This window comes from Aestuariispira insulae, assembly GCF_003385955.1.
GTDB classification, from domain to species: Bacteria; Pseudomonadota; Alphaproteobacteria; order UBA8366; family Aestuariispiraceae; genus Aestuariispira; species Aestuariispira insulae.
On record NZ_QRDW01000017.1, the window covers coordinates 31,027 to 32,442 of the forward strand.

Below are 1,416 nucleotides of genomic sequence, written 5' to 3' on the forward strand. Positions count from 1 at the left end.
CGGTCGCACAAGCGCCAGCGCGGAGAACGGGGAACCCCCCTTGTGAGCGCTTGCGTCCAGTGATTGCAATAGGGGGAAACGTGTTCGTTTCACCCTGTCAAAAAACAAAGGATTTCCCCGCGCTTTAAAGCGCGGGTCCGGCTGGATCTTCAGGGCCGCCCAACGGGTGGGCCTGACTTCCATTGATTTACTAAGGATTTCCGGCCCCCTCCCCGACTGATCAATAAGATTGCACATTTTCTCATCCTTTCAAAAACATAAGCGGCAAGGTCAAGCGAACAGAGAGAGTTGTTCAACCGGGTCCTGAAACTGATTAACGGGGAAGTCGATAACAACGGCGGTAGGTTTGCGTTGCTGTTGCAATTCCTCAAAATTGCAAGTGACGATTTCACAAATCGGCGCAACACCTTTCCAATCGTCTTTATAATAAGCTGTATCAACGCCAACCCCGCAGTCCATTGTGATACCGGTTTGCTGACGGAACTTTTTCAGTTTAGCGCTGTCATTGTCACGATGGGCAACACGGCCTGAATAGAAGAAAGAAGATGATTGTTGAGGAATGATAAAAACACCATAGTCCGCAACTTCGGATGCAATATCCATGATCTTGTATTCGAAATCAGCGCCTGTATAGCGAGGTGCATTGCCATTGCCCCCTGCCCTCTTTCCGAAAGGAGGGTTAGAGATTACGCAATCAAAACGGCCTAGAGATTTGATGAATTCCAAATCCGAAGCATCGCCTTGCACCCAAGTTGCTTGCGGCATGATCTTCTTGCCGATTTCGATATAGGCAGGGTTAATTTCAATACATACGTATTCAGCTTCAACCATACCCTCATATCGGTTTTGCTCATTGCGAACCCAAGCGGCGAAGGAAAGAGCACCAATACCGGCGCAAAGATCTAGGACACGCTTACCGCCAACGTCTATGGCAAAATCTAACGCCATACCGGAAGGGGTAAAAAACGCACCTGTCGAGCCGTTGTTGTGTTCCGCTCCTTCGTGCCAATTATCGAGAACAAACCACTTCTCATCATGAGTAAGAACATCTTTTTTCAATAGCTCACATGCTTGATTATGAGCCTTTGTTTCCGCTTTGGTGAGTTTTGCCATTTTCTTGAGCCTCAATTTAATTTCAGGGTTGCACATGCAACCCTGACTAGCCCTGTGGCGATGAACGGAAGGGGGATAGCAATCACCGAACAGAAAAGTTTTTTTGTTCGCACAAGCGCCAGCGCGGAGAATGAAAAAAGTTTTATGTGAGCGCTTGCGTCCAGTGATTGCAATAGGGGGAAACGTGTTCGTTTCACCCTGTCAAAAAACAAAGGATTTCCCCGCGCTTTAAAGCGCGGGTCCGGCTGGATCTTCAGGGCCGCCCAACGGGTGGGCCTGACTTCCATTGATTTACTAAGGAAT

3 protein-coding genes are annotated in these 1,416 nt (G+C 48.4%); all 3 read right to left on the bottom strand.

Annotated elements, in window-relative coordinates; translation table 11 throughout:
* The coding region (locus DFP90_RS23085; RefSeq protein WP_218044771.1) for a hypothetical protein at positions 1–237 on the bottom strand (237 nt) is incomplete at its 3' end.
* 33 nt (positions 238–270) lie between these two features.
* Positions 271–1,113, bottom strand: a complete 843-nt coding sequence (locus tag DFP90_RS21445; protein ID WP_115939401.1) for a methyltransferase — start codon at positions 1,111–1,113, stop codon at positions 271–273.
* Between the two features lie 11 nt (positions 1,114–1,124).
* A partial coding sequence (locus DFP90_RS23090) for a hypothetical protein (protein WP_218044772.1) occupies positions 1,125–1,416 on the bottom strand: 292 nt, incomplete at its 5' end.